Origin of the sequence: Caryophanon tenue, assembly GCF_001700315.1 — a bacterium.
GTDB classification, from domain to species: Bacteria; Bacillota; Bacilli; order Bacillales_A; family Planococcaceae; genus Caryophanon; species Caryophanon tenue.
The window spans coordinates 45353-68615 of the sequence record NZ_MASJ01000017.1; the positions used below are offsets into that span (position 1 = coordinate 45353).

Annotated in this window: 26 protein-coding genes; 19 read left to right on the plus strand and 7 right to left on the minus strand. The window is 41.0% G+C overall.

The window, feature by feature from the left end:
* Window positions 1-139 precede the first annotated feature (139 nt).
* From A6M13_RS09365 to A6M13_RS09420, 12 genes are all read left to right on the plus strand, one after another.
* The gene (locus A6M13_RS09365; RefSeq protein ID WP_066545280.1) at window positions 140-778 is read left to right on the plus strand and encodes a YczE/YyaS/YitT family protein; all 639 of its coding nucleotides are present in this window, start codon (window positions 140-142) and stop codon (window positions 776-778) included.
* 168 nt (window positions 779-946) lie between these two features.
* Entirely contained in the window at window positions 947-1564 is a 618-nt protein-coding gene (locus tag A6M13_RS09370) for a TetR/AcrR family transcriptional regulator (RefSeq protein WP_066545282.1), read from the plus strand.
* A 29-nt stretch (window positions 1565-1593) separates the two neighbouring features.
* A complete protein-coding gene (locus tag A6M13_RS09375; protein WP_066545284.1) occupies window positions 1594-2736 on the plus strand; it encodes an acyl-CoA dehydrogenase family protein in 1143 nt (380 codons plus the stop codon).
* A 12-nt stretch (window positions 2737-2748) separates the two neighbouring features.
* A complete protein-coding gene (locus tag A6M13_RS09380) occupies window positions 2749-4098 on the plus strand; it encodes an acetyl-CoA carboxylase biotin carboxylase subunit (protein WP_066545285.1) in 1350 nt (449 codons plus the stop codon).
* Window positions 4099-4114: 16 nt separating this feature from the next.
* Window positions 4115-4327: an acetyl-CoA carboxylase biotin carboxyl carrier protein subunit gene (locus A6M13_RS09385; RefSeq protein ID WP_066545287.1), complete on the plus strand. Its 213-nt coding sequence runs from the start codon at window positions 4115-4117 to the stop codon at window positions 4325-4327.
* A 13-nt stretch (window positions 4328-4340) separates the two neighbouring features.
* A complete protein-coding gene (locus tag A6M13_RS09390; RefSeq protein ID WP_066545288.1) occupies window positions 4341-5246 on the plus strand; it encodes a hydroxymethylglutaryl-CoA lyase in 906 nt (301 codons plus the stop codon).
* Window positions 5239-6015: an enoyl-CoA hydratase gene (locus A6M13_RS09395; protein WP_083998299.1), complete on the plus strand. Its 777-nt coding sequence runs from the start codon at window positions 5239-5241 to the stop codon at window positions 6013-6015. Before A6M13_RS09390 ends, A6M13_RS09395 begins: the two co-directional genes overlap by 8 nt.
* 14 nt (window positions 6016-6029) lie before the next feature.
* Complete coding sequence (locus A6M13_RS09400; protein WP_245669278.1) at window positions 6030-7562, plus strand: acyl-CoA carboxylase subunit beta; 1533 nt, start codon at window positions 6030-6032, stop codon at window positions 7560-7562.
* Between the two features lie 16 nt (window positions 7563-7578).
* Entirely contained in the window at window positions 7579-8280 is a 702-nt protein-coding gene (locus A6M13_RS09405; RefSeq protein ID WP_066545292.1) for a CoA transferase subunit A, read from the plus strand.
* Window positions 8277-8909: a 3-oxoacid CoA-transferase subunit B gene (locus A6M13_RS09410; RefSeq protein ID WP_066545294.1), complete on the plus strand. Its 633-nt coding sequence runs from the start codon at window positions 8277-8279 to the stop codon at window positions 8907-8909. The genes A6M13_RS09405 and A6M13_RS09410 overlap by 4 nt, the downstream gene beginning before the upstream one ends.
* 316 nt (window positions 8910-9225) lie before the next feature.
* Window positions 9226-9771, plus strand: a complete 546-nt coding sequence (locus A6M13_RS09415; protein WP_066545295.1) for a glutathione peroxidase — start codon at window positions 9226-9228, stop codon at window positions 9769-9771.
* Window positions 9772-9856: 85 nt separating this feature from the next.
* Entirely contained in the window at window positions 9857-10381 is a 525-nt protein-coding gene (locus tag A6M13_RS09420; RefSeq protein WP_066545297.1) for an FmdE family protein, read from the plus strand.
* A gap of 189 nt (window positions 10382-10570) precedes the next feature.
* Here A6M13_RS09420 and A6M13_RS09425 read toward each other — a convergent pair whose 3' ends face one another.
* The gene (locus A6M13_RS09425; protein ID WP_066545299.1) at window positions 10571-10921 is read right to left on the minus strand and encodes a ribonuclease E inhibitor RraB; all 351 of its coding nucleotides are present in this window, start codon (window positions 10919-10921) and stop codon (window positions 10571-10573) included.
* Window positions 10922-11144: 223 nt separating this feature from the next.
* On the opposite strand from A6M13_RS09425, the gene A6M13_RS09430 reads away from it, so the two are divergent.
* The 3 genes from A6M13_RS09430 (at window position 11145) to A6M13_RS09440 (ending at window position 12759) form a co-directional block, all read left to right on the plus strand.
* Window positions 11145-11774 (plus strand): peptidylprolyl isomerase, encoded by a 630-nt coding sequence (locus A6M13_RS09430; protein WP_066545301.1) that lies wholly within the window; start codon window positions 11145-11147, stop codon window positions 11772-11774.
* 79 nt (window positions 11775-11853) lie between these two features.
* The gene (locus A6M13_RS09435; RefSeq protein ID WP_066545303.1) at window positions 11854-12342 is read left to right on the plus strand and encodes a lysozyme inhibitor LprI family protein; all 489 of its coding nucleotides are present in this window, start codon (window positions 11854-11856) and stop codon (window positions 12340-12342) included.
* Between the two features lie 12 nt (window positions 12343-12354).
* On the plus strand, window positions 12355-12759 hold the full coding sequence (locus A6M13_RS09440) for a hypothetical protein (protein ID WP_066545305.1): 405 nt from the start codon (window positions 12355-12357) through the stop codon (window positions 12757-12759).
* 61 nt (window positions 12760-12820) lie between these two features.
* Here the strand turns inward: A6M13_RS09440 and A6M13_RS09445 are convergent, their stop codons facing one another.
* The 4 genes from A6M13_RS09445 to A6M13_RS09460 form a co-directional block, all read right to left on the minus strand.
* A complete protein-coding gene (locus A6M13_RS09445) occupies window positions 12821-13315 on the minus strand; it encodes a hypothetical protein (RefSeq protein ID WP_066545306.1) in 495 nt (164 codons plus the stop codon).
* 34 nt (window positions 13316-13349) lie between these two features.
* Window positions 13350-14840 carry a class I adenylate-forming enzyme family protein gene (locus tag A6M13_RS09450; protein WP_245669280.1) on the minus strand — a complete coding sequence of 497 codons (1491 nt, stop codon included), beginning with the start codon at window positions 14838-14840 and terminating at the stop codon, window positions 13350-13352.
* A 198-nt stretch (window positions 14841-15038) separates the two neighbouring features.
* Window positions 15039-16025 (minus strand): 3-oxoacyl-[acyl-carrier-protein] synthase III C-terminal domain-containing protein, encoded by a 987-nt coding sequence (locus A6M13_RS09455; RefSeq protein ID WP_066545311.1) that lies wholly within the window; start codon window positions 16023-16025, stop codon window positions 15039-15041.
* 34 nt (window positions 16026-16059) lie between these two features.
* Window positions 16060-16401, minus strand: coding sequence for a hypothetical protein (locus A6M13_RS09460; protein ID WP_066545313.1), 342 nt, complete (start codon window positions 16399-16401; stop codon window positions 16060-16062).
* A gap of 261 nt (window positions 16402-16662) precedes the next feature.
* Here A6M13_RS09460 and A6M13_RS09465 point away from each other — a divergent pair, with 261 nt between their 5' ends.
* Entirely contained in the window at window positions 16663-17640 is a 978-nt protein-coding gene (locus A6M13_RS09465; protein ID WP_066545315.1) for an NADPH:quinone reductase, read from the plus strand.
* 128 nt (window positions 17641-17768) lie between these two features.
* Here the strand turns inward: A6M13_RS09465 and A6M13_RS09470 are convergent, their stop codons facing one another.
* On the minus strand, window positions 17769-18623 hold the full coding sequence (locus A6M13_RS09470; protein ID WP_083998301.1) for a LysR family transcriptional regulator: 855 nt from the start codon (window positions 18621-18623) through the stop codon (window positions 17769-17771).
* Between the two features lie 143 nt (window positions 18624-18766).
* Here A6M13_RS09470 and A6M13_RS09475 point away from each other — a divergent pair, with 143 nt between their 5' ends.
* The 3 genes from A6M13_RS09475 (at window position 18767) to tcuA (ending at window position 22658) form a co-directional block, all read left to right on the plus strand.
* Complete coding sequence (locus tag A6M13_RS09475) at window positions 18767-20053, plus strand: CitMHS family transporter (RefSeq protein ID WP_066545322.1); 1287 nt, start codon at window positions 18767-18769, stop codon at window positions 20051-20053.
* A gap of 13 nt (window positions 20054-20066) precedes the next feature.
* On the plus strand, window positions 20067-21077 hold the full coding sequence (locus tag A6M13_RS09480; protein ID WP_066545324.1) for an AbrB family transcriptional regulator: 1011 nt from the start codon (window positions 20067-20069) through the stop codon (window positions 21075-21077).
* 105 nt (window positions 21078-21182) lie between these two features.
* Window positions 21183-22658 (plus strand): FAD-dependent tricarballylate dehydrogenase TcuA, encoded by a 1476-nt coding sequence (tcuA, locus tag A6M13_RS09485; protein ID WP_066545326.1) that lies wholly within the window; start codon window positions 21183-21185, stop codon window positions 22656-22658.
* A 59-nt stretch (window positions 22659-22717) separates the two neighbouring features.
* On the opposite strand, the gene A6M13_RS09490 is transcribed toward tcuA, so the two are convergent.
* On the minus strand, window positions 22718-23131 hold the full coding sequence (locus tag A6M13_RS09490) for a GNAT family N-acetyltransferase (RefSeq protein ID WP_066545329.1): 414 nt from the start codon (window positions 23129-23131) through the stop codon (window positions 22718-22720).
* Window positions 23132-23263 lie beyond the last annotated feature (132 nt).

Below are 23263 nucleotides of genomic sequence, written 5' to 3' on the forward strand. Positions count from 1 at the left end.
TGGCAAAACGATGTCGTTTAGTTACTGCATCATAAATTGATTATATATAAAATATATAATTAGTTCATAAAAGAGATATTTTTTGTATATAAAGAAAGGTGGTACGATAACGCATATAGTAGGAGGGTGTTTTAATCGTATGAAAAAAAGAGTGCTCATTTATAGTATCGGTTTATTTTTATTGGCATTAGGTGTTGGCTTTTCGATTCAAGCTGATTTGGGCGTATCGCCGGTATCTTCGTTGCCATATGCACTCGCATTAATTGTACCGTGGTCAGTTGGGACAATGACATTTGTCGCGAATATGTTATATATACTGCTTCAAAAATTATTAGGGACAACGGTGACATGGAAAGATTGGTGTGTCCAAATCATTATTTCTTTAGTTTTTGCGGTATTTATGGACAGTGCTTTAGCAATCATTACAACTATTTTACCGCCAGCACAAGGATACGTCATGCGATTTTTTTATGTAGGCATTAGTTTAATGATTATTGCATGTGCATTGTTATTTTATTTTACAGCGAAGCTACCATTACTTGCCTACGATGGACTCACGTATGCCATTAGTGAACGCTTTTCGATTCCTTTTTCAAAAGCAAAAATATCAGGAGATTTAATGAATGTAGCGGTTTCCGTCATCATTTGTCTATTCTATTTAAGAAGTTTAGGCTCGATTGGTATAGGGACATTTATCGCGGCGTACGGGATTGGTAAAATTGCAGGCATTTTTTTAAAACGATGGCAACCACGTGTCATTGCGTGGGTGGAACGATAAAGATAGCGTGAGGTTTGCATAGGGAATTCTATGCAAATCTTTTTAATTTGGCTAAAAATGATGATATATGCTAGACAAAATAAGATACTTAGTGTTATTTTTATTTTAGAATAAAATCGAATAAACGACATAAAATACTTCTTTTTCGAGTTTTTTGGAGGCGTTGCGATGAAGGGAACAGTGAAACACCGCGTCATTGAAGCGGCCCTTGATTTATTTTATGAGCGTGGCTATCACGGCGTATCGGTTGATGATATTGTCCAACAAGCAGGCACATCTAAAGGTGGATTTTATCATAATTTTAAATCGAAGGAAGCTTTACTGTATGACATTCACGACGTATTTATTTCTCACGTATTAACGGAAACAAAGCAAGCGATGTTACAGTCGACAACACCGATTGAACAAATTCAGCAAATGCTCTATGCATTTACAAATGTCTTTGATGTGTATAAGCGGCACATTACGGTTTTTTATAATGAAAGCGTTTACTTAAAAGGGGCATATGAACAGGCGATTAACGACAAGCGAACGCAATATCGTAAATTATTTGAAGCGGTATTAGCGACAGGGAAAGAACAGCAAATGTTTCGTGCAGAGTTGCATACGACGATTACAGCGATGGCCATTATTGGCATGGTCAACTGGACGTATAAATGGTACCAGCAAGATGGTGCACTCACGATGACGCAAATTACGCATTACTTTAATGATGTCATATTGCATGGCATTGTGACACCTACGTATGCGGCAACAATATTTTTTTCGACACAACAAACCGACTAGTCGGTTTTAATTTGAAGGGGGCTTACAACATGAATTTTGAACTGACAAAAGAACAGCAAATGATTAAACAAATGGTCCGTGAATTCGCACAAGCTGAAATTGCACCACATGCAAGAGAATTAGATAAGACGCATGCATTTCGCAAAGAAAGCTTTGATAAAATGGCGGAACTAGGACTTTTTGGTATTCCATTCCCTGAAAAATATGGCGGCTCTGATGGCGGGACGATTGCATATGCGATTGCTGTAGAGGAAATTGGGCGCGCATGTGGCGGAACAGGTTTATCGTATGCGGCTGCTGTGTCACTAGGTGCTACACCGTTTTTACATTTTGGAACGGAGCAGCAAAAGGAAGAATTTTTAGTACCAATGGTCGAAGGAAAAACACTTGGATCATTTGGTTTAACAGAGCCAAATGCCGGCTCTGATGCGGGTGGAACACGCACAAAAGCGTATATAGACGGCGATGAGTGGGTCATTAACGGTGAAAAGTGTTGGATTACGAATGCAAGCTATGCACGCCAAGTTGTTGTTACAGCTGTCACTGGTCAGCGAGAAGACGGGAAAAACATCATTACAGCAATTATTGTCCCAACCAATACACCAGGCGTAACGATTCGTAGCGACTATGAAAAGATGGGCGTACGTGCGTCGAATACATGTGAAATTGTGTTAGAAAATGTTCGTGTGCCACGTGCAAATGTGCTAGGAGACGAACAAAAAGGATTCGGGCAGTTTTTAAATACATTAGACGGCGGACGTATTTCGATTGCCGCCCTATCCGTAGGTATTGCGCAAGCTGCTTTTGATAAGGCGAGACAGTATGCAACGGAGCGAATTCAATTTGGTCAATCGATTTCGAAATTTCAAGCCATTCAATTTAAGCTCGCAAATATGGCGATGGAAATTGAATTAGCACGGAATATGGTGATGAAAGCAGCGTGGCTAAAAGATCATGATAAACCATTCAAGTTAGAAGCGGCATATGCGAAATTATTCGCTTCTGAAATGGGCTTCCGCACATGTAATGAAGCCATTCAAATTCATGGTGGCTATGGCTATATGGCGGAGTATGATGTCGAGCGTCATTTACGTGATATTAAATTAATGGAAATTGGCGAAGGCACATCTGAAATTCAGCGTGTCGTCATTGCGCGACAATTAGGCTTATAAGGGGGATTTGAGATGTTTCAAAAAATTTTAATTGCTAACCGTGGTGAAATTGCGCGACGCATTATAAGAACATGTCAAACACTCGGTATTGAAACAGTTACCATTTACAGCGAAGCGGATGCGGACAGTTTACATGTGCAAGAGGCGACAGAAAGCTATTGTGTAGGTCCTGCCCCGGTTGCGAAAAGCTATTTACAAATGGATGACATTATAGCCATTGCGAAAAAAAGTGGTGCTGAAGCCGTTCATCCAGGCTATGGTTTATTATCTGAAAACGCACATTTTGCACAGGCAGTTGTCGATGCAGGGCTTGTGTTTATTGGACCACATGCAGATGTTATTGCGGCGATGGGCAGTAAAGTAGAAGCTCGAAAACGTATGGAGCAAGCGGGTATCCCGATTGTGCCAGGTGTAAATGAGGCGTTAGCAGATGCAGAAGAAGCGGTAGCAGTTGCTGCACGCTTTGGCTATCCAGTGATGTTAAAAGCTTCAGCAGGTGGCGGCGGTATTGGGATGCAACTCGTTCACGATGAACAAACATTGCGCGAGGCGTTTGATAGCAACCAAAAACGCGCGACCAACTTTTTTGGTGACGGTACGATGTTTATCGAAAAATTCATTGAAAATCCGCACCATATCGAAGTCCAAATTATCGCAGATGCATCTGGTCAAGTTGTGCCACTATTTGAACGGGAATGTTCGGTGCAACGACGCAACCAGAAGGTCATTGAAGAAGCACCATCACCATTTATTTCCGCACATACCCGTGAGAAGATGCTTGATGCAGCAGTGAAAGCCGCCGCTTCAATTGGCTATACAAATGCTGGGACGATTGAATTTTTAGTCGATAGTGAACAGCAATTTTACTTTTTAGAGATGAATACACGCTTACAAGTAGAGCATCCGGTGACAGAAGAGATTACCGGTCTTGATTTAGTCGAGTGGCAGTTACGGATTGCGGCAGGGGAAAAGCTAGCCTTTACACGTGAGCAAGTCACACGTAACGGTCATGCGATTGAAGTGCGCATTTATGCAGAAAACCCAGTCACATTTTTCCCGTCACCGGGCACAATTACAGCGCTATCTTTACCGCAGGGTGAGGGGGTTCGCCATGAAATTGCTGTACAAGCAGGTAGTGTCATGACACCATTTTATGACCCTATGCTTGCCAAAATGATTGTCACTGGCGCAGACCGCTATGATGCATGCGAAAAATTACTCGTCGCGTTAGCTAACTATAAAGTAGAAGGTATTCAGACGAATATTCCAATGCTCCTTCATATCGCTGCACATGAACAATTTAAAAATGGCCATACAACAACGAAATTTGTCGAGCAGTATTATACACCAACATTAACATAAAAGGAGAGCGATCAATATGACAACAGTAAAAGCAACAATGGCAGGTACAGTATGGAAAGTATTAGTGACTGAGGGACAACATGTAACAGCAGGGGAAGATGTTGTGATTTTAGAGTCAATGAAAATGGAAATTCCAATCGCGGCAGAAACAGACGGTATCGTGAAAAAAGTACTTGTAGCTGAAGGCGATTTTATTAATGTGGATGACAATTTAGTCGAGGTGGAATAAAGGGGGCATTTATATGTATCCAGCGAGTGTACACATTAAGGAAGTGGGACCACGAGATGGTTTACAAAATGAAGCACAATTTATTCGAACGGCTGATAAAGTGGCACTTATTGACCGCTTAAGTGACACAGGGCTTGATTATATTGAGGTAACGAGTTTTGTGCATCCAACGTGGATTCCACAGCTTGCGGATGCAGTCGAGGTGTTACAACAGATTAAACGTCGACATAATATAACGTATGCCGCGCTCGTACCCAATATGAAAGGCTTATACCGTGCACTTGAAGCAGACGTTGATGAGGTCAGTGTCTTTATGTCTGCAAGTGAAGGGCATAATCGTGCCAATATTAATAAGTCGATTGATAACACATTTCCGGTATTACAAGAAGTGGTTACAGAGGCACTTGCGGCAGGAAAGACGGTAAGAGGTTATATTTCCACCGTTATCGGGTGTCCGTATGATGGTAAAACATCACCGGAACAAGTCCGTTACGTAGCGGAGCATTTATTTGAAATGGGCGTTCAGCAATTATCGCTGGGGGATACGATAGGTGTTGGTGTACCAACAGATGTCGATGCATTACTGACGTATTTATTAGAGTATTACGAAGCGGAGCAATTTGCGATGCACTTTCATGATACACGTGGCACAGCACTAGCGAATGTTGTTGCCAGCTTATCACATGGAATCACAACATTTGATAGTGCGGTAGGTGGTATTGGTGGCTGTCCCTATGCACGCGGAGCTTCTGGGAATGTCGCGACCGAAGACTTAGTCTATTTACTTGAGCAAATGGGCATTGAAACAGGCATTGATTTAGGGAAAATGCAGCAAACAGGCTTATTTATGGAGCAATTACTACAAAAGGAACTGCCGTCAAAGCTGACAGCGGTCGCAAGGGGGGAGCAGCGTGACTAATGTACAACTTCATATTGAAGGGCATGTCGCAACGGTTACATTAATGCGTACGGCTTCTGCCAATGCTTTGTCTGTTCACTTATTAGACGAATTGTCACAATTGCTCACGACCGTTGCTACGCACGATGATATTTATGTAGTCGTGCTGACCGGGGATGGTGAGAAAGCATTTTGTGCCGGTGCAGATTTAAAAGAGCGACAGACGATGAATGACACACAAGTAAAGCAAACGGTTGCCAAAATAGGTGCATTAATGACGCAAATTGAACAATTGCCACAGCCTGTCATTGCGGCAATAAATGGCGTAGCCTTTGGTGGCGGTCTAGAAATGGCACTTGCGAGTGATATTCGCGTTGCAGCAAAACATAGTAAGCTCGGCTTAACAGAGTCTTCGCTCGGTATTATTCCAGGTGCGGGAGGGACACAGCGCCTACCGCGTTTAATCGGGATAGCACGCGCGAAAGAATTAATGTATACAGCGCGTCGTATTTCAGCCGATGAGGCGTATGCGTACGGTATTGTTGAATATGTCGTGCCATATGCAGAGTTACAAGTGTTTACGCAACAGCTTGCGCAAGAAATGGCGCGCAATGCACCGTTATCATTACGTCAAATTAAACTAGCTGTCAATCAAGGCATGCAAACGGATTTGACAACAGGCTTAGCCATTGAAACATTAGCGTACAGCCGTACATTGTATTCTGAAGACCGCTTAGAAGGACTCGCGGCATTTCAAGAAAAGCGTGCACCACATTATAAAGGGCGATAAAGGGGACGATGATTATGCAAGGTACAACGACAACATATACGACATATCGTGGACAAATTGCGACAGGTGGTGCTCCGAAATACCACGACAAAAATGCGGCGCAAGGTAAACTCTTTGTACGTGACCGTTTAGCACTCTTATTTGACGAGGGCATCTTAGCAGAGGACGGTGCGTTTGCCAATATTTTAGCAGGAAATTTACCAGCAGACGGCGTCGTAACGGGCATCGGTAAAATTCATGGGCGTACCGTATGTGTCATGGCGAATGATTCAACCATTAAAGCGGGTTCTTGGGGCAAGCATACGGTCGAAAAAATTATTCGCATTCAAGAAACAGCTGAAAAGCTCGGTGCACCGCTCTTATATTTAGTCGATTCAGCGGGCGCGCGCATTACCGATCAATTAGAGATGTTCCCAGGGCGTCGCGGCGCAGGACGTATTTTTTACAATCAAGTGAAGCTATCAGGGCGTGTTCCACAGCTTTGTGTATTATTTGGCCCGTCTGCTGCAGGTGGGGCGTATATTCCAGCGTTTTGTGATGCGGTCATTATGGTAGAGGGGAATGCCTCGATGTATTTAGGTTCACCGCGTATGGCGGAGATGGTTATCGGTGAAAAAGTAACGCTCGAAGAAATGGGCGGTGCTAAAATGCACTGTTCGGTCTCAGGATGCGGGGACGTGCTTGTACAAACGGAAGAAGAAGCGATTGCGTACGCACGCCATTATTTAAACTATTTCCCTGATAATTATCAACAGAAGCCACAAATAACGGAACCGAAATTGCCAGCACACTTTGACAAAACGGTAGCGGAGATTATTCCGCACAATCAAAACGCAGCCTTTAATATGTATGATGTCATTGACCGTATTATTGATGAAGGCTCTTGGTGTGAAATTAAAAAATTATTTGCCGCAGAGCTTATTACAGGGCTTGCTCGTATTAATGGTCAGGCAGTTGGGATTATTGCGAATCAGCCACGCGTAAAAGGTGGCGTTTTGTTCCATGATTCGGCTGATAAAGCGTCAAAATTTATCTCTCTTTGTGATGCGTTCCATATTCCGTTACTGTTCTTAGCAGACGTACCAGGCTTTATGATTGGTACACAAGTAGAGAAGGCGGGCATTATTCGTCATGGTGCAAAAATGATTTTTGCGATGAGTGAGGCCACAGTGCCAAAAGTGACCGTAATTGTACGCAAAGCATATGGCGCGGGCTTATATGCGATGGCAGGTCCAGCATTTGAACCGGACGTTTGCATTGCGTTAACCGGTGCGCAAATTGCGGTGATGGGACCAGAAGCGGCAGTCAACGCGGTCTATGCCAATAAAATTGCCGAGCTACCAAAAGAGGAGCAAGCGGCATTTATTGAGCAAAAGCGTGCTGAGTATCGCGAAGAAATTGATGTATATCGTTTAGCGTCGGAATTAATTATTGATGACGTTATCGAACCGAATGAACTACGTCAAACGCTCGAAGCACGCTTTGCGTTATATAAAAATAAAGAGATGACATTTACGGAGCGAAAGCACGGTGTACGCCCAGTATAGGAGGAGGTGCTGTTGAATGGAAAAAGTATGGGAAAGCGCACAGGCAGCCGTCGCAGATATACAAGATGGGGTGACGTTACTTGTCGGGGGCTTCGGTTTAAGTGGCATTCCAACTTCATTAATTCAAGCTTTATACACAAAAGGTACAAAGCATTTACGTGTTGTCAGCAATAATTGTGGGACAGATACAGCCGGGTTAGGTATTTTACTAGAGCGTCGTCAAATTGACCATGTGAGCGCTTCGTATGTCGGTGAAAATAAGCGCTTTGAACAGCAATTATTAAATGGTGACATTGAAGTAGAGCTTATCCCACAAGGTACGCTTGCAGAACGTATTCGTGCAGGCGGCGCAGGCATTCCGGCATTTTATACGGCCACAGGTGTAGGTACACCGGTTGCTGAAGGGAAGCCGACTGCTGAATTTGATGGGAAAACGTATATACAAGAGCGTGCGATTACAGGCGATGTGGCATTTGTAAAAGCGTGGAAAGCAGATAAAATGGGCAATATCGTATTTCGCAAAACGGCACGTAATTTCAATCCAATTGTCGCGACTGCGGCGACATTGACAATTGTCGAAGTAGAGGAGCTTGTTGAAGTGGGCGAGCTAGATGCGGATCATATTCATGTACCAAGCATTTATGTCAATCGTATTATTGTGACCGAGCATCCCGATAAACAAATTGAGCGCCTGACGACAAGGGAGGCGACGATATGACACGTGAGCGCATTATTCAACGTGCACTTCAAGAAATCCAGCCGGGGATGTATGTCAATTTAGGAATTGGTATGCCAACATTGATTGCGAATGTATTGCCACATGATTTTGATGTTATGTTGCAGTCTGAAAATGGCTTACTCGGCATTGGACCGTACCCAACACACGATGAAGTAGATGAGGATTTAATTAATGCAGGGAAAGAAACAGTAACCGCAAAACAAGGTGCAGCTTTCTTTGATAGTGCTACTTCATTTGCGATGATTCGCGGAGGGCATATTGACGTTGCTATTTTAGGTGGCATGGAAGTGTCGCAAACGGGTGATTTAGCCAACTGGATGATTCCCGGTAAAATGGTTAAAGGCATGGGCGGCGCGATGGATTTAGTACACGGTGCGAAGCATGTCGTTGTCATTATGGAGCATGTCAATAAACACGGGGAATCGAAAATAAAGCCGAGCTGTACATTGCCATTAACAGGTAAACGGGTTGTGAACCGATTGATTACGGATTTAGCGGTATTTGATTTTACCGAAGAAGGCATGGTATTAATCGAAGTTGCCAATGGACATACGATAGAAGACGTGCGTGCTAAAACAGATGCAGCATTTATCGAGCGAATAACATAAATGCTAAAAAATCACATGTGTATGCGGCATGTGATTTTTTAGCATGATATTTCAACGTCTACAAATCATCAACAGCAATCGATTACAAATGTCGTTGCGAAAACAAAAGCGTTAGGGAGTAAGTAACAATGATTTAAAGTGTCAACAAAAGCCCGTCCAAATAGGCTTTGGGCGGCTTCTTTATGTTTATTTTCAACAGATAGCACCAACGATGCATTTGACGCTCGATTTTACGATACGAAGAGTCAATTCTCTAGATAATAGATCATATTAACTATATAATGGGTGTATCTTTTTAATTAGTGGAGGGGTTTTAATGAGTATTTATAATTATTTAGTAGAGAAGCCAAATGGAGAAATTTTGTCGATGCAAACGTATCGTAATCAAGTGATGTTAATCGTCAATACAGCGAGTAAATGCCAATTTACATATCAGTATGAAGATTTACAGAAGTTATATGAGAAGCTTTCGGATAAAGGGTTTGTCGTTTTATCATTTCCATGTAATCAGTTTGGGGAACAAAATCCAGAAAATAGTGAAACATCAGCGGCACAGTGTAAATTACAATACGGCGTAAGTTATCCAATCTTTGAAAAAGTAGAAGTGAATGGCGAAAAAACACACCCACTTTTTAATTATTTAAAGCATGAAGTGGACTGCTCAGAATTTGCACGACATACGATGCAACAAAAAATGTTATTCGACCATATTCAGTCACATTATCCAGATTATTTAATTGGCCGTAACATTCGATGGAATTTCACAAAGTTTTTAGTGGACCGTCAAGGCAATGTCATTCAGCGTTTTGAGCCAGATGCATCAATGCTTGATATTGAACAGGCAATTCAACAATTACTGTAAAACTCATTGACAATGATTATCAATTGCATTATGCTGAGACAGCAAGAATGAGCACAACTTAGAACAGAAAGCAGAGGCAATACATATGGTAGAACCAATTCGTATTTATGACAACGGAGATTTATTAGAAATTCATTTTGAACATATTGTGAATTATCACGGAAAAATGGCTTATATGGCTGTCGGCGCAGGATACCGCGTTGTACAAGCAGCATTTGAAGCTCTATACGGTGAAGACATTCCAGACCGTGAAGATTTAACGGTTTTCTCAGCACACGGTGGTCCAGGTTTCCGTGATGTGTTTGAATTTGTAACACGTTGTAAAACACGTGGTGTTTATACAGTAGACCCGGAATATCCAGTCGCACAATATGACCCGCACCGTCCAACAGGTTATGCGTATATTTTTACACGTAAAGACGGGAAAGCAGTAGAAGTATCATTAAAAGAAGATTATTTACCAGCAGAGTTTTATGATTTTTTAAAAATTAGTCGTGAACGTGACTTAACAGCTGATGAGCGTGCATACTTTACAACGTTAAAAAATGATATGTGTGAAAAAGCGTTAAACACACCACTTGAGCAATTCGTGGACGTGCGTTTCGTTTAATAGATCGAAAAACAGCCGTAGGGACATCGCCACGGCTGTTTTTTTTTATTGCTTGTGTATTCGTTTCGTCAATAATAATGTCTGAAATATATAATGGATTGTTACGGTCTAGTTGGATAATGTAACGTTTTACACGTTTGTCTATAGAAAGTATTGTTCATTTATGATGTGTGTTTTTGTTATGTTACATTAAGGTTTCTCTGTTTCATCGCCAGCTGTGACAATTTCTGTTTCCCAGCCGTTATACTGCGCCTCGTGCTGTTCACACATGTGGAGTAAATGCTGTGTAACGGTATGAATATGCCCATCTGCTAATGCATCTGTTCGAGTAATCGCCAGCGTATATTCAGAAATAGCAGGGTCTTCAATAAAATCAGCAATTGCAAACCCCTGCGCCAAAGCCTTCTCTTGAAATGCCTCAATGGTAGTCATGTCACGAAATAAAATAATATGCGTAATCGGTCTAGCAATGTGTAGCTGGTCTTGTTGTTCGCGTAACTGTGCAAGCAGTACGTCATTTTGTTTTGTGTAAGTATGCATTGTAAAAGCTCCTTTTTTACGTGAGTATGGTTGTATATATACCCATCTCATCTATAAAAAAACAACCGTTCTTGAAGGTGCGGTTGTTTAACGTTGTTGTTACGGATAATACCGGACCGAAGATTTCTTCAAGGAGGAGAGCAAAGAAAATCGTGTAGAAGTTTAACAAATAGAGGGTAAATCCGCTACAATAGATAGAGAAAGAAAAAAGGGAGAGAATACAATGAAAAGTTGGAAAGTATATGCAACGGCCGTTGCAACTGTATTAACATTAGCTGCATGTAGCGATGAACAGGTGACCGAGGACGCGCCTGTAGATTACGCACAAGATGTCACAGAAAAACCAGTCGTGACAATTACAATGGAAAATGACGCGCAAATTATTGTGGAATTAGACCCAACCATTGCGCCAAATACAGTCGCCAACTTTATTGCGTTAGCTGAAGATGATTTTTATGATGGCACGACATTTCACCGCGTTATTCCAGACTTTATGATTCAAGGGGGAGACCCAGAAGGAACAGGTATGGGTGGACCTGATTATGCGATTGAAGGTGAATTTACCAATAACGGCTTTGACAACGAACTAAAACATGAGCGAGGTGTTATTTCAATGGCGCGTTCGAATGACCCAGACTCAGCTGGTTCACAATTCTTTATTATGACGGCGGATGCTGAAAGTTTAGACGGAGAATATGCAAGCTTTGGGCATGTACTAGAGGGAATGGATGTCGTGGATGCTATTGTCAATACACCACGGGATGAGCGTGATAAGCCACTTGAAGCACAAGTAATGAAAACGGTGGAAGTTGATACAAAAGGATTTGACTATCCAGAACCAGTAAAAAAATAGCAGGGCTATTTTTAAAACGAATAGCGACAAAATACGCTATACTTTAATGTATAACTGATTAATGATGGGGGTTGTATTGGTGAATGTAAGAGGGATAACAATTGGTACGCTTTTAAGTGCAACACTAATGCTAGCGGCATGCCAAAATGATAGTGAGCAACAAGGGATTGCTGCTGAGCAACAATTACCAGAACGTTACGTAGAACAGCAACAATTATATGATGAGGCATTAGTAGCGATTCAAACATTGCATAACGACTTTGATTCGGCTGATGCACAAGAAGTAGAGGCATATTATACGAACCGTCTCAATGTATGGCGCGATGTTATGAATGACTATTTAAATGGCTTAAAAGAAGTGTACCCAGAAGAGCAATGGACAGCGCTTGCGACTGCACAAGAAGAGTGGCGTAAAAATATGGAAAACTATGCGAATATTGTTGCGAGCACATACGAAGATGAAGCGGCAGCACGGACAGCTTATTTAACTGAAAAAGAGCAACGAACAAAAGTGCGCGCGCGCGAATTGCTAGATAATTATTATTTCAATTTGCCAACACAGGAATAGGAGGGACGATACATGACGTTTCACCGCGTTCAAGTATTCGATGAAGTTGTCGAAGTAGCATGTAAGCAAGGTGTCGTAAGCATTCAAAATGATGCAAGTTTAGCGAAGTTATTAGCGAAACCAGGTGGCGCAAAAGAAGTAGCAAAAGCCGTGAAATCATTTTATAAACAGCAATTTCAACAAGAATTAAAGATTGAAACAGGCTCATTGCATGCTGAAATTTTAGGGCATGTGTACCCAGATCGTATGATGAAAGTATTCGATGTTGTTAAGTTACCAGCTGTTCTCGACCGAGGAATTGATAAAGTATTAACGAGAACTGCGGTCATTGATTGTGGCGAAACGGGCAAAGATGGCAATCGTTTCGTGTGGGATTTACTCCATAAACATGCATATGCACTGATTGAAAAATTATAAATGATAATAAAGAACATCCTCGAACAATGGATAGAATGTCCGAGGATGTTTTTTCGTGCGATTATTTAATGCCTTCTGGTACTTCAATTTTAGGAAGGTCATTAATGTGCGCAAATGATTCGGTAAAGGATTGTGATTGACCATCGCTTGTCGTTGCGATAATTTCATAGCGAGTCAGTGTGTCGTCGTTTATTTGTAATGTGACAAGTAGTACATTGACATCATTACTCGTAAACGCTACGTCCATAATCGGTAAAATAGAAGCCGTTACTTTATCATAAATCACTGGAATATCGGTAGCCTTAAATGTTAACGTAGCTACTTCTGCACCGTTGTCTGTTTTCGAGTACCCTGTCCCGATAGACGTATCGATTAAATATTGGATTAAGTCTGCGCGCTTGATAGCAGATGATGTACTTAATAGGTCTTTATCTGATTGAAGCCATTCATTAGGTTGTGTCCGTGAATATGTGCCGTTTTCATCAGCATATTGCTCGCTAACAACAGGTGTTTCCGCAGCACGCGTCGTAATAATATATAATTGCTTTTTTTCCATATCATAGGTCATTTCTTTTATGGATGACGTTATGCTATTGTTTTAACGCTTGCTTTAATAGTTTTCCCGAAGCGGTACGTGGTAAAGCGTCAACTTGTTCAAAAAGTCGTGGAATTTTATAGTCGGCTAATAAAGGCTGTAAAAATTGTTGAATGACAGAGTGGCTCAAAGGTGTTTTTGCTGCAAAAATCGCTTTGACCGTTTCGCCCCATTGTGGATGTGGCACGCCAATTACTGCGACTTCAAGCATACCATTAATTTGGCCCATTGCTTCTTCTACTTCGCGTGGGTGCACTGCAAGTCCACCTGTGAAAATAACATCTTTTTTACGGTCCACGATATAAAAATAGCCCTCTTCGTCACGTTTTGCTAAATCGCCCGTACGCAACCAGCCATCTTGTAACACATGTGCTGTTGCTTCGATATTATTGTAATACTCCTTCATAATGCTATCACCGTAAAGTACGATTTCGCCAATTTCATGTTGTGGCACATCCTCAAAATCATCATTGACTAAGCGAATTTGTGTGCCAAAAACGGCCCTTTTTCCAATAGACCCTGCGTGATGTACATGTTCATCAGCTTCTAAAATCGTGCCACTTGGTCCGGCTTCTGTTAATCCATAAAGGCATACAAGCTTATTCGTTTTTAGTTGTGTTTGGATGAAGGTTAAATCTGCTGGTGGAAGTGGTGCCCCGCCGTATAGCCAGTATTTCACCGAAGAAAGGTCGTACTGCTGTACATTTTTATGATGCGCTGTCAGTAAATACATGAGCGGCACACCTAAAAAATGTGTAATACGATGTTGTTGTACTAGATGTAATAAGGCGTCCGGTGTAAAACGTTCTGCGAGTATCGCTGTTGCCCCAGCGAGTACACTAGCCACAAGCCCTAAATGAAGCGGTGCAGCATGGCTTAATGTTAACATAATTAAGAGACGGCTAGACGGCTCAATATGTGTTTCAATAATACTCATCGTCGCAGCGGTACAAACATTTTTATGCGTAAGTAAGACCCCTTTTGGCGTGCCCGTAATGCCCGATGTGTAGAGCAATGTACATGCATCTTCTTCACCAATTGTGGTCGGAGTAAAAGGAGCAGTTGTCGTTAAAAGGCTGTCAAAAGCAAGCCAATCCCCCTGCGCATCGCCTGTCGTAATTTTCGTGCCAGTAAAGTCCACTTTTGTTGCTTCGTCAAATAATAAGGCATGTGTAATAAACACTTTCGCATCAGCATGTTCGAGTACATAATTGATTTCACGGGCTACCCAGCGAGCATTGATCGGTACAGCAATAGCACCAATGGACGTAATTGCAAAGTAGCTAATGATAAATTGTGTAACGTTTGGCATGAAAATAGCAACAGTATCTCCTCGAGTCACCTGTAATTGCTGAAGCCCTGCAGCAAATGCGTGTACTTTTTCAACCAGTGTTTTATATGTTAATGTTGTGCCTGCACATAAAACGGCAGGCTCAGTTGGATATTTCTGTGCAGATTGCAGTAAAATCGATGCGATATTCATCATAAACTCCTCCTTCAACGTCTTTCTTTTAACGTTACCGTCAATTACAGAAAAAAACAAATATTTTTAAAATAATAGAAAAAATAAGTGTTGATATAGAGAGAATATGTAAAAAAACAGTAAACTGACCGCTGTCAGTTTACTGTTTTTCATATGTATAAGATGAAGCTTGGTAGCCCTTTTGGTATCAATCTACATACATTAATAGCGAATTAATGTCGCAATCAGTTCAAAACCTGCGCCAATTGTCCACAGTAAAACGATATCCCCACGTTGAATCGTGCCGTTTTGAATGCCTTCATGGAACGCGAAAAACGGGCTGCTTGTACCGGTATATGCAAAGCGGTCACCGACATATGTTACTTGTTCGTCGCGTAAGTGATAGTGCTCTTTAATTTTCGCAATATTATTATAAGCGAATTGTGTAAAGCAATATTTGATTGCTTGTGGATCGATATGATGTTTCTCAAACAATGTATCAAACATATGGTACGTTGGTTCTAACACAATACCACCATCGAACGGCACCATATGAATATTGGCAAAATCTTGTTGTTCGAGAATCGTTTGTTGTAAGCCATTTGCTGGATATACCATTTTGTCGATGGTTGTTGCCTCGACATGATACATCGCATCAATGACACCACTCGTTGCATCTGCTGAACGTTCAACAATGATGGCAGCGACACCATCCCCGAAACCGGCATAGCTAAGTGGATCATTGTCATTCGCAATAAGTGGTAGTGCGTCTGCGCCAATAATAAGTGCGTGTTGAATCGCCGTATTGGAAGCCATATAGTGACTAACTTGTTCGAGCGCAACCGTCATCCCTGCGCAATTAGCATTTAAATCGTAAGTAATCGTTTGTGGCTGTGGCTTTAGTGCTGCCACAATTTGCATAGCGTTCGATGGCACTGTTGTTTCCGGTGTTTGAGAGGTGAAAATAATCATTTGTAGATCATCTGCTGTTAACTGTGCTTTTGTTAAAACTTGTTCAATCGCTTTTAACGCCATTGTTACCGTAGTTTCATTTGGATCTGTATTAATACGTCGCTCTTTACGCCCAAGTAGCTCAAGGAATCGACGTACATCTTGTCCACGTTTTTCGAAGTGTTGGATATACATTTCATTCGTTACGACATTTTCTGGATAATAAATAGCAACTTCTTTTATTTTAAGCGGTAGCATCTGTCATCATTCACCTCTTCTTCTAGTAGATTGACTAACGTGTTACGACCTCTGCATCGGTCAAGCCAGCTTGTCGCATGACACGACTTACTTGCATTTTTAGCACGGCATTATTTTGAATTTCGATGATGATTTTTTTGAATCCTGCTTGTTTATAAATCGACATCGTTTGAATAAGTTTATCGGTTAGCTCTTGTGTTAAGACATTCATTTTTACGCTATCAATGATTAGCTCAAAATCAGATGGTTTAATCGAGGCAACGGTTTGTTTAAACTCACGCATAAAATTTTCCGCTTCTGTTACGGTCATTTTATCACCGACGAAAATACGCACATTTTTCGCGGCGATATTTTTATCAATTTTGTATGTATTCATCTGTATTCACTCCTGTTGTTCATGCTTTTGGGTCTTTTGTTTATTGGAAGTCCTAAAATAAATAGTACCAAAGTTCTTTTATTGATTCAAATAATAGTGAGCAAAAAAGTATGTTACAGAGATAATGGAAGGTAATTTGTATCACGAATAACAAATTTTATGAGTGATGAAGCAAAAAAAGTCATTTTTAATTTTGGTGAAAATTTATTTTTCTGTCAATTTGTTGTCGGCGCTTTATAATAGAAGTGAGGTGAGCAAATAATGAAAGCCATTAACATTCAACAATTTGGTACATCAGAGCAATTGAAGTTAGCAGAACGATCAATACCAAACATGCAAGCACATGCTGTAAAGGTGCGTGTCTATGCAGCCGGTGTAAACCCAAGTGATGTATATACGTCAACAGGGACTTATGCCGTTGTACCAGAACTACCATATACACCTGGTTTAGACGGGGCAGGTATTGTCGAAGAAGTTGGAGAAGCTGTTACACATGTAAACGTGGGAGACCGTGTGTTTATTGCAGCATCGACACAAGGACTCTGTAGTGGGACATTTGCACAATATATTGTGTGTGATGCTGCATTTGTGCATCCATTACCGGCTCATATTACGTTTGAACAAGGAGCCGCACTAGGCATACCCGCATTAACAGCTTATCGCGCATTATTTGACCGTGCTGAGTTGCAACAAGGACAGTCTGTACTCATTCACGGAGCGAGTGGCGCGGTTGGTCTTCAAGCTGTTCAAATGGCAAAAGCAGCAGGTGCGTTTGTGATTGGAACAGCTAGTCGTACTCAAGGAAAAGAACTTGTGAAAGCAACAGGTGCAGATGTCGTATTAGATCATATCTCCGCTGAAAATGTAGAGGCATTGCGTGACGCAACAAATGGTAAAGGGCCAGACATTATTATTGAATTTTTAGCCAATGTCAATTTGCAAACGGATGTAGAGGTTGTCGCAAAGCGTGGCGTCATCGTAGTCATTGGAAACCGTGGTGATATAACCGTGAACCCACGTGTGATGATGCAAAAAGAGTGTGATGTACGCGGTATGATTTTATGGAACGCGACAGCAGATGAGTACGCAGCGCTTATTAAAGGTGTTACAACATTATTAGAAGAAAAAGTATTACAACCCGTTATTGGGCAAGCTTTCCCACTAGAACAGGCGGGTGCAGCGTTTGACGCAGTGATGGCCGGTACATATAATGGCAAAATTATTGTGACAATCGACTAATTGTAAAAAGTATTTAGGACAGAACCTTAATACTCATAAAAATGGGTTCATTGATAGGATGAAAAATAGCCTTCAGCAGTTGTCGTTGCTGAAGGTTTTTATTTTTGCCTCAAGTTGTTTTTGTATCGTTATGGTGTCGTTAAAAATTCAACAAATTTTGTCGCTTGCTTTAAATGATTCGCATGTGCCGTATAGGTAAGCCATGTATCGCGGTAAATAGGGTTACCTGCCTTGTCATGTAAAGGAACGTGATATAGTTCTGTATCGGTTAAACAAATTTCTGGCAAAATGGCATAACCTAAAGCACTTTTGACCATTTCTAAACACGTTTCACTACGGTCTGTTCGAATAGAAACTTTTTGCGGTTTGCGAAAATTTTCTTTCCACCATTGTTCAATCGTTGCCTTTAACGAAATATCAGTCGCGTATAAAATTGCCGGTAGATGAGGAAGTGCTTCAAATGTAATCAGTTCGCGTGACACGATATAAAGTTGGTCACGGCGTAGTAGTAAACGTTGACCTGTTGGATTATAATCGCCGCGTACAATGCCAATATGTACTTGTTCATTTAACACCATTTTATTTACTTCATTGCTCCAGCCGGTTACGAGGTCTATTTCGACCTGTGGATATAGTTGATGGAATTCAGCAAGAACAGCAGGTAAGGCGTAACGTGCATACATACCTGAAACCCCAAGTTTCAGTGTCCCTCCAATTTCCCCACTATTTTGTTGTAAGGATGTAATAAATTCTTCATAATGTTGTCTTTGCTGCAATACATACGTAATTAAGCGCTCTCCTTCGTTTGTAAAATCGATGCCTTTTACTCCGCGAATAATGATAGGATAATTAATCTTTTTTTCAATTTGTTTAATGCGATACGTTAAGGAAGGCTGCGACACGTATAAATTGTCAGCCGCTTTTGAAATATTTTTTGTTTTATACAATTCCAATAAAATTTCATAATCTCGCTCGTCCATCATATGCCCCTTTCGAGATAAAAATAGTTAGATATAGAATTATTTTATAGCAAAAGCGAAAAAATGTGTATTTTTTTAATTTGTTGAAAGCACTTACAATAAAAACATCAAAAATATTTTGATTATTTACACAAAGGGGGGATTTGATGATAGCGATTTTAGGTTTCACAATGATTGCTGTATTTACAGCGCTTATTATGACAAATCGTATGTCACCAATTGTTGCATTAGTTGCCGTGCCAACAATTTTTGCAGTGATTGCAGGGTTTTCAGCAGATGTAGGAACGATGATGCTTGAGGGGGTCAAGCAAGTCGCACCGACAGCCGCGTTATTACTGTTTGCTATTTTATATTTTGGGGTCATGATTGATGCGGGGTTATTTGATCCATTCATACGTGTGTTATTAAAGCTCGTAAAGCATGACCCGATTAAAATTGCTCTTGGTACAGCGGCACTGGCGTTAATGGTAGCGCTAGATGGCGATGGCACAACAACGTATATGATTACAGTTACAGCTTTATTACCGTTATATGTGCGAATTGGTATGAATCCATTAATTTTAGCGGTTATTGCGATGCTATCACTGAGCGTTATGAGTGGTATGACACCTTGGGGAGGCCCAGCCACACGCGCAATCGTTGCATTAGGTGTTGAGCCAAGTGCGTTTTTCTTACCCTTTATTCCCGTCATGATTATTGGTGCGATATGTGTACTGTTAATCGCTTATTATCTAGCGAAAAAAGAAAAGGGTCGTTTGCAAATTTCACAGATAGAACTTGGAGAAGCGGTAGAGCCAAAACAGGCAGAAACATCGATGAGTGCATTTAGATGGTGGATTAACTTATCGTTAACAGCTGTTTTAATGACATTTTTAATTATGGGTGTTTGGCCGGTATCCGTCCTATTTATTGTCGGCTTTGCATTAGCATTAATGATTAATTTCCCGAGTACGATGAAGCAAAAAGAAGTAATGATGGCACATGCCGGAAATGCATTAATTGTAACGGCACTTGTATTTGCAGCGGGAATTTTCACAGGCATTTTAACGGGAACAGGTATGGTCGTTGAAATGTCTCAAGCGTTAATCGCGCTCATTCCAGCATCAATGAGTGAATACTTTACGATTATTGTCGCACTAACAAGTATTCCATTTACATTTATTATGTCGAACGATGCATATTATTTCGGCGTTTTACCAGTACTGGCAGAGACGGCTACAGCATATGGTATTGACCCGCTACAAATTGCACGTGCATCTGTATTAGGTCAACCTGTGCATTTATTAAGCCCACTCGTTGCCTCGACATTTTTATTAGTTGGTATGATTGGGAAAGAACTAGGGGAGTATCAACGTTATGCGTTTAAATGGTGTTTCATGATGTCGCTCATTTTAATTGTCGCGTCATTAGGTGTTGGCGCAATTTCACTTTAAGAGGAGGTTTTACGTGAAATATTACGTACTGACATTTTGCAGTGGCTTGTTAGGTGTGTGGTTATTTCACGTACTGCATTTACCGATTCCATGGATGTTAGGTCCACTGTTCACTGTTTTTTTATTGCAGTTTTTCACACCATTGCCACTGCGCTGGCATCGGTATTTCCGCGATATCGGTTTAATTCTTGTTGGTTTATCGCTCGGTGATTATTTCACAACAGAGGTCTTTCAAGCAGTGCCCTCATTATTACCCAAAATCTTTATACTAAATGCGGTATTGATTAGTTTTAGTGTTGTGCTCGCGTATGTTACGGCGAAATGGTGTCATATTGACTTTGCCACAGCCCTCGTTGCAAGCATTCCAGGTGGTTTGTCTCAACTGGTAATATTTGCAGAGGAGCGTCAATCGATTCATGTGTCGATTGTGACGTATTTCCATGTCGTGCGTGTCATTTTAGTCGTCTCGCTCGTACCGTTACTGTTGTCGACAAATAGTGTGCAGCATAATGTTATGCAAGCCGCAAATCCGGTGACACTCGGCACGATTTTATTGCTCGTAATAGGATATATCGCGATGCGTATCGGGACAAGACTTCGCATGCCTGTCCCTGCATTTTTAGCACCGCTATTTGTCGTCTTGCTGCTTAACTTCTTTGCGATTCCACATGCGTATATTAGCGTTGAACTTGTGCATCTCGCACAACTTTTTGTTGGTTGTCATATTGGTTTATCGTTAACACGAAAAGAGATGCATTTGTCGAAGCGATTATTAGCAATGGGCGTTGTCTCCGCCATTTTATTAATGATCGTAACGCTTGTAACCGGTTATGGACTGAGTGTGTGGTACGACATCTCATTTGCAACAGCTTTTTTAAGCTTAGCACCAGGTGGTTTAGACCAAATGAGTGTAATTGCGCTCAGCATCGGTGGGAATGTCGCATTTGTTACGGTATTTCAATTGTTTCGAATATTGATTATTTACAGTATTGTACTGCCTGCTTTACAATATTCGATAAAATAATTTTATAGATATGTATTAAAAAACAATATTTTATTTATGTTTTGATATATTTTATGCTAAGAGTGTACAAAATAACACACCATAAAAAGAAGGGATTGGATAAGTATGAAGTATGATGTAGTCGTTGTAGGTGCAGGGAATGCTGCTTTATGTGCAGCAATTTCAGCGAAGGAGCAAGGGGCAAGTGTCGTTGTATTAGAAAAAGGACCGAAAGAAAAAAGCGGCGGGAACTCATTTTTCACAGATGGTGCGATTCGTGTCGGGTATAGCAATTTAGAGAATTTGCGTAAAGTTGTTTCGCTAACAGAACAACAGGCGGCTAAAATTGATATGCCACAATATGAAGCACAAGATTTTTACAATGATATTTTAACTGTTTCAAAACAACAAAGTAATCCAGCACTTGTACGCACACTAACAGAACAATCATTTGCCACAATCGAGTGGATGCATGCATACGGTGTTGAATTTGAATTAAATTATGATAATCAATCATTTGAAATCGAGGATAAAATTCAGTTCTGGGGTGGCTTACCGTTAAAAACTGTTGAAAAAGGGATTGGCTTAATGCGCAGTTTAGTCAAACGCTGCGACGAGCTAGGCATTGAGATTTTCTATCAGACAGCAGCTAAACAATTAGTGAAATCAGAAGAACGTATTACAGGTGTTGTCATTGAGCAGCCAACGGGTACACAAACGATTGACTGTCAGGCAGTTGTGTTAGCATGCGGTAGCTTTGAAGGCAATCGCAAAGAACGGGAGCAGTTTATTGGCGAGGAATGGGGCGAGGCAATCGTACGTGGTACCGAGTTTAATACAGGTGACGGCATTAGCATGGCACTTGAAGTTGGCGCAATTCGTGCTGGTCAGTTAAATGGCTGTCACGCAATTGGAACAGATGCCAATGTACCAAAAGTCGGCAACTTTGAAAAGCCAGGGGATATTTATAAAAAGCACTCGTACCCATATAGCATTATGCTTAACCAAAATGGCGAACGCTTTGTTGATGAAGGAGCGGACTTCCGTAACTTTACATATGCAAAATACGGGAAAGAAATTTTAAAACAACCGAATCATATTGCCTACCAATTATACGATGCGAAGGTGCGTCCGATTTTACGGAAAGAATATGATTTAGAAGAAGCAACGGTTGTAGAAGCGCCAACACTCGAAGCATTAGCATCAAAGTTACATGTGAACAAAGCACAATTTTTACAAACGATTGCAGATTACAATGCAGCAGTTGGTGACCAACCATTTAATCCGTCTGTCAAAGATGGCAAAGCAACGACGGGCATTACGCCACCAAAATCAAACTGGGCACAAACGATTGACGAAGGACCATTTTATGCCTTCCCTGTAACATGTGGTATTACATTTGCATTTAGCGGCATTAAAGCCAATGATAATGGTGAAGTGTTAAATGCACAGCATGAACCGATTACAGGTTTATATGCAGCAGGTGAAATGATTGGCGAGATTTTCTATGAAAACTACCCAGGTGGTTCAGGCTTAATGTCAGGTGCAGTATTTGGTCGCATCGCTGGTAAAAGTGCGGCACAACGTTTAGCGACAGTTTAATGCATTTGTTTAAATAGGAAAAAGGAGGCTGCACTCGTTGATGCGTGCAGCCTCCTTTTTTAATGATGCTTCAGGTGACCAGATTGATGCCTATAGTTACGTTTAACCATACCGACTGTTGATGTCATGCCGAGTTTTTCATAATACGGTCTTAATTCAGCATCACAGCAAATATCAATCATATATAAATGTTCAAGCTGTTTAAACATACGTGTGACAAGTTGTTGCCCAATCCCTTGATGTTGATAGTTTGGCAAGACCTCTAATAACGGAATGTACGCAGAAAGTACACCATCACTAATGGCTGTAATAAATCCGACGACTTGCTGTTCTTCATTTACTGCAAGGACAACATAATCACTGTTTTGTAAAAGTGTAACATGTGTCTTTGGCTGTGGTGGATTTGGCCAGTCGACGAAAAACCCTGTTAACATCGTTGCCGTCACTGTGTCGGCTGTTGTGATATAGTTCAAATGAAAAGCACTCCTTTTATTGTTTGTTGTCAAAAAAGGAATGACTATCAATTGTAAAGTAGCATGATGAACCTCCGCGATAGGTGATTTTTTTAGTATACATGAAAAAATAGAATTTTCAATTATTTTTTA

Coding starts and splice junctions, on each gene's coding strand:
- A6M13_RS09390 (WP_066545288.1), top strand. CDS start 4,341: ATGTATCCAGCGAGTGTACACATTAAGGAAGTGGGACCACGAGATGGT.
- A6M13_RS09470 (WP_083998301.1), bottom strand. CDS start 18,623: ATGATGGACGAGCGAGATTATGAAATTTTATTGGAATTGTATAAAACA.
- A6M13_RS09365 (WP_066545280.1), top strand. CDS start 140: ATGAAAAAAAGAGTGCTCATTTATAGTATCGGTTTATTTTTATTGGCA.
- A6M13_RS09370 (WP_066545282.1), top strand. CDS start 947: ATGAAGGGAACAGTGAAACACCGCGTCATTGAAGCGGCCCTTGATTTA.
- A6M13_RS09465 (WP_066545315.1), top strand. CDS start 16,663: ATGAAAGCCATTAACATTCAACAATTTGGTACATCAGAGCAATTGAAG.
- A6M13_RS09450 (WP_245669280.1), bottom strand. CDS start 14,840: ATGATGAATATCGCATCGATTTTACTGCAATCTGCACAGAAATATCCA.
- A6M13_RS09415 (WP_066545295.1), top strand. CDS start 9,226: ATGAGTATTTATAATTATTTAGTAGAGAAGCCAAATGGAGAAATTTTG.
- A6M13_RS09440 (WP_066545305.1), top strand. CDS start 12,355: ATGACGTTTCACCGCGTTCAAGTATTCGATGAAGTTGTCGAAGTAGCA.
- tcuA (WP_066545326.1), top strand. CDS start 21,183: ATGAAGTATGATGTAGTCGTTGTAGGTGCAGGGAATGCTGCTTTATGT.
- A6M13_RS09420 (WP_066545297.1), top strand. CDS start 9,857: ATGGTAGAACCAATTCGTATTTATGACAACGGAGATTTATTAGAAATT.
- A6M13_RS09425 (WP_066545299.1), bottom strand. CDS start 10,921: ATGCATACTTACACAAAACAAAATGACGTACTGCTTGCACAGTTACGC.
- A6M13_RS09385 (WP_066545287.1), top strand. CDS start 4,115: ATGACAACAGTAAAAGCAACAATGGCAGGTACAGTATGGAAAGTATTA.
- A6M13_RS09475 (WP_066545322.1), top strand. CDS start 18,767: ATGATAGCGATTTTAGGTTTCACAATGATTGCTGTATTTACAGCGCTT.
- A6M13_RS09375 (WP_066545284.1), top strand. CDS start 1,594: ATGAATTTTGAACTGACAAAAGAACAGCAAATGATTAAACAAATGGTC.
- A6M13_RS09410 (WP_066545294.1), top strand. CDS start 8,277: ATGACACGTGAGCGCATTATTCAACGTGCACTTCAAGAAATCCAGCCG.
- A6M13_RS09380 (WP_066545285.1), top strand. CDS start 2,749: ATGTTTCAAAAAATTTTAATTGCTAACCGTGGTGAAATTGCGCGACGC.
- A6M13_RS09405 (WP_066545292.1), top strand. CDS start 7,579: ATGGAAAAAGTATGGGAAAGCGCACAGGCAGCCGTCGCAGATATACAA.
- A6M13_RS09400 (WP_245669278.1), top strand. CDS start 6,030: ATGCAAGGTACAACGACAACATATACGACATATCGTGGACAAATTGCG.
- A6M13_RS09455 (WP_066545311.1), bottom strand. CDS start 16,025: ATGCTACCGCTTAAAATAAAAGAAGTTGCTATTTATTATCCAGAAAAT.
- A6M13_RS09430 (WP_066545301.1), top strand. CDS start 11,145: ATGAAAAGTTGGAAAGTATATGCAACGGCCGTTGCAACTGTATTAACA.
- A6M13_RS09460 (WP_066545313.1), bottom strand. CDS start 16,401: ATGAATACATACAAAATTGATAAAAATATCGCCGCGAAAAATGTGCGT.
- A6M13_RS09445 (WP_066545306.1), bottom strand. CDS start 13,315: ATGGAAAAAAAGCAATTATATATTATTACGACGCGTGCTGCGGAAACA.